The sequence below is a fragment of the Saccharomonospora saliphila YIM 90502 genome (assembly GCF_000383795.1).
GTDB lineage: Bacteria > Actinomycetota > Actinomycetes > Mycobacteriales > Pseudonocardiaceae > Saccharomonospora > Saccharomonospora saliphila.
Window position 1 is genome coordinate 10080 of record NZ_KB912696.1, and the last position, 6901, is coordinate 16980.

Consider the following 6901-nt stretch of genomic DNA (forward strand, 5'->3'; position numbering starts at 1 on the left):
GACCCGGCGGGCACGGCGGGCGAGCACGCGCTGGTGTCGCGGATCGTCGGCCCGCAGGTGGGGCTCGCTCCGTCCGAGGTCCCCGGCTGGGGATCGCTGCTGGTGGCCCCGCTCTACCGGGGAACGGAGGTGACGGTGCGGTGAGCGCGAACCGCGCGACGACGACCGCGCACCGGCCGCGGCGGACCAGGGAGGTGCACACGTGAGGGGGCTGGCCGCACCGCTGACGAAGCTGACCGTCTTCGTGGTGGTCACCGTGTTCTTCACCGCGATCCTCGGTGTCAGCATCGCGGGCGTGAACCTGTCCGACCGCGTCACCTACAGTGCGCGGTTCAGTGACGTCACGATGGTCAATCCCGGTGACGACGTCCGCATCGCGGGTGTCCGGGTCGGACAGATCTCCGAGGTGCGCGTGGTCGACCGGCGGCAGGCCGAGCTCGACTTCGAGGTCGAGAAGGGCCGTGAGCTGCCCGGCAACGTCACGGCCGCGCTGAAGTTCCGCAACCTCGTCGGACAGCGTTACCTCGCGCTCGAACGCCCCGCCGAGCCCACGGGCACGTTGGAGCCGGGGGAGACCATCCCGCTCGAGGCCACCCGGCCCGCCGTCGACCTCACCGAGCTGTTCAACGGCTTCCGGCCGCTGTTCCGCGCGCTGGAGCCGGAGCAGGTCAACACGCTGTCCTACGAGATCATCCAGGTGCTGCAGGGCGAGGGCGGCACCGTGGAGAGCCTGCTCGCGCACACCGCGTCGTTGACCACGACCCTGGCGGAGAAGGACCAGGTCATCGGCAGTGTCATCGACAACCTCAACGGCGTGCTGACCACCCTCAATCAGCGCACGCCGCAACTGAACGACCTCATCACCCGCCTCCAGGAGTTCGTGTCCGGGCTCGCGGGCGACAGTGAGCCGATCGGACAGGCCATCACCTCGCTCGGCGAGCTGACGCGGACCACGGCCGGCCTGCTCGACGACGCCCGCGAGCCGCTGCGCGAGGACGTCGAGGCGCTCGGCGAGCTGGCGGGCAACCTCAACGAGCACGAAGCCGTGGTGGAGCACTTCCTGCGCTTCCTGCCCGAGAAGGTCAACAAGCTCAGCAACACGGCCAGCTACGGGTCGTGGCTGAACTTCTACCTGTGCGAGACCCACGGCAGCGTGCGTGTCCCCGGGCTGATGAGCGCGCCTGTGGACCTGCCGATCCAGCCGGTGAGCCGGGAACGGTGCCTGTCATGAAGAGTTTCTCGAAGCGCGATCCCGTGCCGATCGCCGTGGTCGGCCTCGTCGTGCTCGTGCTGAGCACCGTGGCCGCACTCAACGCCGACGACCTGCCGATCGTCGGCGGCGGCACCACCTACACCGCCGAATTCTCCGAGGCGGCGGGCCTGAAGTCCGACGACGAGGTCCGCGTGGCCGGGGTGAAGGTCGGAGAGGTCACCGAGATCGAACTCGACGGCCCGACGGTGCTCGTCTCGTTCCGGGTCTCCGACACCTGGCTCGGGGACGACACCAGCGCCGCCATCAAGATCAAGACGCTGCTGGGGCAGAAGTACCTCGCGCTCGACCCGGTCGGCGACGCTCCGCTGGACCCCGGCACGACCATCCCGGTCGACCGCACCATCGCGCCCTACGACGTGATGGAGGCCTTCCGCGACCTGTCCGGCACGGTCGACGCGATCGACACGGACCAGCTCGCCGAGAGCTTCGACGTGCTGTCCGAGACCTTCGCCGACACGCCGGACGACGTGCGCGGAGCCCTCAACGGTCTGTCCCGCCTGTCCGACACCGTCGCCTCCCGGGACGAGCAGCTCGCCGAGTTGTTCGCCAACACCCGCCAGGTCAGCCGGACGCTGGCCGACCGGGACGCCGAGCTGGCCCGCCTGATGGAGGACGGCAACGTGCTGCTCACCGAGCTGCGCAAGCGGGAGCAGGCGATCAGCGCCATGCTCGACGGCAGCAGGCAGCTCGCCACCCAGCTACGCGGGCTCGTCGACGACAACACCGAACAGCTCGACCGGGTGCTGCGCAAGCTCGACCAGCTCACCGGCATGCTCCAGCGCAACCAGGAGTCGTTGTCCGAGGGCATCGAGCAGTTCGCGCCGTTCGTGCGGGTGTTCACCAACACCATCGGCAACGGGCGCTGGTTCGACAACTACATCTGCGGCCTGCTGCTTCCCTCGGTCGGCCCGCTCAACGAAGAGGGGTGCCACGCGCGATGACCACCACCCGCTTCGGACTCCAGCTCACCCGCGGTGTCGTGCTCGCCTGCGTGCTCGGCCTCGTGGTCGCGGGTGGACTCTGGTGGGCTCTGGACGACGCGGGGCGCAAGCACGCCACCGTGTACTTCCCCGAGGCCATCGGCCTGTACGAGGGCAACGACGTGCGCGTGCTCGGTGTCCGCGTCGGCGAGGTGACCGGGGTCGCGCCCGAGGGCGAACGGGTCCGGGTCGAGCTGGCCTATGACCGCGCCGTGGCGGTGCCCGCCGAGGCGAAGGCCGTTCTCGTGGCGCCGTCCCTGGTCTCCGACCGCTACGTCCAGTTCACCCCCGCGCACACCGAAGGCCCCATTCTCGACGAGGGCGCCGTGCTCGGCGTCGAGCGCACGGCCGTCCCCCTGGAGATCGACGAGCTCAGCGAGAGCGTCAGCCGGGTCGCCGAGGCACTCGGCCCCGACGGCGCGAACTCGGACGGGTCGCTGTCCGAGGTGCTGGACACCCTCGCCCGCAACGTCGAGGGCAACGGCACCGCCCTGAACGAGACCATCACCAAGCTCAGCCGTGCGGCGGGCACCCTGTCCGGCAACTCCGAAGATCTCTTCGCCACCGTGGAGAACCTGGCGAAGCTCTCCGGCACCCTCGCCGAGAGCGACGACGAGGTGCGCCGGTTCGAGACCCAGCTCGCCGAGGTCAGCGACTTCCTCGCCGCGGAGCGCGAGAACCTGGCCGCCACCGTCCGCGAACTCGGCACCACCCTGAACACCGTCCACACCTTCGTCGAGGACAACCGCGACCGCGTGAAATCCAACGTGGACAAACTCGCGAGCATCACCCGCGTGCTCGTCGAGCAACGGGCCGCGCTCGCCGAGACGCTCGACGTCGCGCCGCTGGCGCTGGGCAACCTCGCCAACACCTACAACGCGGCCTCCGGCACGCTCGACGCGCGCCCCAACCTCAACGAGCTGACCCAGCCGCCCGCCGCGATGGTCTGCGGGTTCCTCCAACAGACCCCGGAGGCGCTCGACGCGCTCGGAGACGTGTGCTCGGACCTGGCCCCGGTGCTCGACGGCACGGTGCCGCTGCCGTCCCTGGCGCAGTCCGTCAACGCGTTGAACAAGGGCGAGATGCCGGACCTGCCGTTGCCGATCCTCGGGCAGGTCGCCGACTCGGGAGGTGACCGGTGAAGCGCGTCCGCACCCTCGTCGCGTCGGCCTCGGCCGCCGTGCTGCTGCTCAGCGGCTGCGGCTCCCAGTTCACCGGCGTCTACGACGTCCCCCTGCCCGGCGGCGCCGACCTCGGCGACGACCCGTACCGGGTCCAGATCCACTTCCGGGACGTGCTCGACCTCGTCCCGCAGGCAGGCGTGCGGGTCAACCAGGTCCCCGTCGGCACGGTCGAAGAGATCGACCTCGCCGACGACGGCTGGACCGCCGAGGTCACCGTCCTGGTCAACGACGAGGTCGAGCTGCCCGCCAACGCCGTGGCGAACCTGCGCCAGTCCAGCCTGCTGGGGGAGAAGTACGTCGAACTCTCCGCCCCCGCCGAGAACCCCGCGGAAGCCCGCCTGGGCGACGGCGACCTCATCCCGGTGGCGCGCACCGACCGCAGCGTCGAGGTCGAAGAGGTTTTCGGCGCGCTGTCCATGCTGCTCAACGGCGGCGGCGTCGAACAGCTCAACACGATCACGCGGGAGCTCAACGCCGCGCTGGAGGGCAACGAGCCCGACATCAAGGCCATGTTGACCAACGTCGACCGGCTCGTCGGCACCCTCGACGAGCAGTCCGCCGACATCACGCGCGCCCTCGACGCACTCAACCGGCTCTCGTCGACCCTGCACGGCCAGCGCGACCGCATCGCCTCGGCCGTCGAGGACCTCGGCCCCGGCCTCGAAATCCTCGAGAAGCAGCGCGGCCAGCTCGTGGACATGCTCACTGCCTTCGACCGGCTCTCCACCGTCGCGGTGGAGACCGTCAACCAGAGCCACGAGGACCTCGTGGCGAACCTGGAGGCGCTGCTGCCCGTCCTGCGCAAACTCGGTGAGGCCGGAGCCGACCTGCCGAACGCGCTCGAACTGCTGCTCACCTACCCGTTCACCGACGCGGCGGCCGAGGGCGTCAAGGGCGACTACATGAACCTCTACGTCACCCTCGACCTCGATCTGGAGACGATCCTGGCCAATCTCGGCCGCAGCAGGCAGAACCCGGTGCAGAACGTGCCCGGCGTGGGCGAGCTGACCGACGGTGGCGAAGGCGGTTCCGACGGCTCACCGCCCCTGCCGCTGCCCGGCGACGAGGCGGACGGCGACGGGCAGGACACCGGCGGCCTCGGCGGCCTGCTCGACTCCATCACGGGAGGTGGGCGCTGATGCTGCTGCGCAAGACCAAGCTCCAGCTCGTCGCGTTCCTGGTCATCTCGGTTCTGGGCGTGGCCTACGCGCTGGTGCGGTTCACCGACGTCGAGCGCGCGTTCGGCTCCGGCGGCTACACCGTGCACCTCGACCTGGCCGAGTCCGGAGGCATCTTCACCGGCGCCGAAGTGACCTACCGCGGTTACAACGTCGGCGAGGTGGGACCGCTGCGGCTCACCGAATCGGGACTGCGCGCCGACCTGGAGATCGACGCCGACGCGCCCCCCATCCCCGGCGAGCTCACGGCGGCCGTGGCCAACCGCTCGGCCGTGGGCGAGCAGTACGTCGACCTGCGCCCCACCCGCGACGACGGTCCCTACCTGCGGCAGGACTCGGTCATCCCCGCCGACAAGGTCACCACCCCGGTGCGCACCGAGGCGCTGATCGAGGACCTCTACAGCTTCACCGAGTCGGTGCCGACCGACTCCCTGCGCACGATCGTCGACGAGTCGTACGACGCCTTCAGCGGAACCGGCGACGACCTCCAGGTGCTGATGGACACCACCCGCGAGTTCACCCGCGTCGCGCGCGAGCACCTTCCGCAGACCGTGGACCTGCTCGAGGACGGCAGCACGGTCCTGCGCACGCAGAACGAACTCAGCGGATCGATGCGCTCGTTCAGCGAGGATCTCGCGGCGCTGTCGGAGACGCTGAAGAACTCCGACGGCGACATCCGCGAGCTGATCGACGTCGCACCCCGTGCGGCGACACAGATCAGCGAGGTGCTCGCCGACACCGGGCCGGGTCTGTCCGCTCTGATCGCGAACCTGCTCACCACCTCGAACGTGGCCGTGACCAGGCTCGACGGCCTTGAGCAGGCATTCGTGACCTACCCCGTCGTGGCCGCGGGCGCGTTCAGCGTGACGCCGGGGGACGGCCATGCCCACCTCGGCCTGGTGCTGAACATGTTCAACCCACCGGCGTGTACCAAGGGCTACCGTGCGCCGGACGAGTACCGCCCGGGCGACGACACCAGCTACCGGCCACCGAAGGACGACGCGTACTGCGCCGAGCCGGAAGGCAGCCCGATCTCGGTGCGGGGTTCGCAGAACGCCCCCTACAACGGAGTGCCGACCGTCCCGTCGGAGCAGCAGGTCGAGTCGAACAGCGACCGCGACAGCGAGCAGCTGGCGGCTATGCGCGGCGCTCCCGGCATCGCCGGCAGCCCCGGTATGAGCATCACCAGTCTCCGCGAGCTGGTCGGGCTGGCCGACTGACAGCGAGATCACACCCGCGACCTAGTCTGGAGCGCTATGAGTTCGGACGAGCAGGACGGCGCCGCCTCCCGCGCGGAGACGGCGCACGCCGCCGGGACCTCCGGCCCCGCCGACGCCGCTCCCGCCGACGTCCCGACACCCGACGCCTCGGCCACGGACGCCACCGACACGCCGGCCACGGACGCCACCGACGTCTCCGAGCACGCGGACGCCACGGACGCCGCAGACGTCTCCGAGCACGCGGACACCGCCGAGGCGGGGCACGCTGCCGCCTCCGAGGCGGACCGGGAGGGCGACGAGAGGGCGGACGTGACCGCGGCCCGGCAGGACACCGGACGCTCGGGACCGCCGCACTGGCTGGTGCTGGGCTCCACGGCGGCCGCGGCGGCGGCGTTCGTGGTGGCGGCCGTGTTCGGGACGCTGTGGTGGTTCGCCTCCACCTCCGACGAAGCCGAGATCGCCACCACACGGGACAGGGTGACCGACGCCGTCCGGGACAGCGTCGTCGCGTTCACCGAACTGGACCACGCCAAGCCGGACGAGTTCATCGCCCGGCAGAAGCGGGTCGTCACCGACACGATGCGCGAGGAGATCGAGCAGACGGAGCAGCGGTACCGCGAGGTCCTTTCCCAGGCCGGGACCAAGGTCACCTCGACGGTGCAGGAGGTCGCCATCGAGGAGCTGAACGTGCACGAGGGCAAGGCCGGCGCACTGGCCACCGTGCGCAACGACGTCTCCTCGGGCGAGCGGCAGGTGAGCAAGACCATGCGCCTCACGGTCACCATGCAGCGCGTGGACGAGGACGGCGAGCAGGTGTGGAAGCTCGCGAACATCGGTCAGGTTCCGGTCGTCGGAGCGGGTGCGGGCGGCTAGGAAGCCCCACCGCCCCACCCGAGCCCGCACGCTTCCGCCGCCCGAGACAGTCAGGAGCCCGCAGTGTCCCCATCCCGCCGCCCCCGCCCCGGCGCACAGCCCCCGTCCCGCAAGCCACGGGTCGCCGGTATGCGCACGCCGGCGCGGCCGGAGCGGGCGAGGCCCTCCGGCGACACCACCCCGGCGTCGCCGG

General features: G+C 70.7%; 6 protein-coding genes and 1 pseudogene. All 7 read left to right on the top strand.

Translation table 11 applies throughout. The features are described 5' to 3' along the window. A pseudogene (locus SACSA_RS26235) lies at nt 1–144 on the top strand (MCE family protein); the annotation flags it as partial. Nucleotides 145–202: 58 nt separating this feature from the next. Then, nucleotides 203–1231, top strand: a complete 1029-nt coding sequence (locus tag SACSA_RS0115125) for an MCE family protein (RefSeq protein ID WP_019818426.1) — start codon at nt 203–205, stop codon at nt 1229–1231. Then, entirely contained in the window at nt 1228–2214 is a 987-nt protein-coding gene (locus tag SACSA_RS0115130; RefSeq protein ID WP_019818427.1) for an MCE family protein, read from the top strand. Before SACSA_RS0115125 ends, SACSA_RS0115130 begins: the two co-directional genes overlap by 4 nt. Then, nucleotides 2211–3395: an MCE family protein gene (locus SACSA_RS0115135; protein ID WP_028661912.1), complete on the top strand. Its 1185-nt coding sequence runs from the start codon at nt 2211–2213 to the stop codon at nt 3393–3395. Before SACSA_RS0115130 ends, SACSA_RS0115135 begins: the two co-directional genes overlap by 4 nt. After that, nucleotides 3392–4576: an MCE family protein gene (locus SACSA_RS0115140; protein WP_019818429.1), complete on the top strand. Its 1185-nt coding sequence runs from the start codon at nt 3392–3394 to the stop codon at nt 4574–4576. The genes SACSA_RS0115135 and SACSA_RS0115140 overlap by 4 nt, the downstream gene beginning before the upstream one ends. Then, complete coding sequence (locus SACSA_RS0115145; protein WP_019818431.1) at nt 4576–5835, top strand: MCE family protein; 1260 nt, start codon at nt 4576–4578, stop codon at nt 5833–5835. Before SACSA_RS0115140 ends, SACSA_RS0115145 begins: the two co-directional genes overlap by 1 nt. 36 nt (nt 5836–5871) lie before the next feature. Next, nucleotides 5872–6708, top strand: coding sequence for a hypothetical protein (locus tag SACSA_RS0115150; protein WP_019818434.1), 837 nt, complete (start codon nt 5872–5874; stop codon nt 6706–6708). Nucleotides 6709–6901 lie beyond the last annotated feature (193 nt).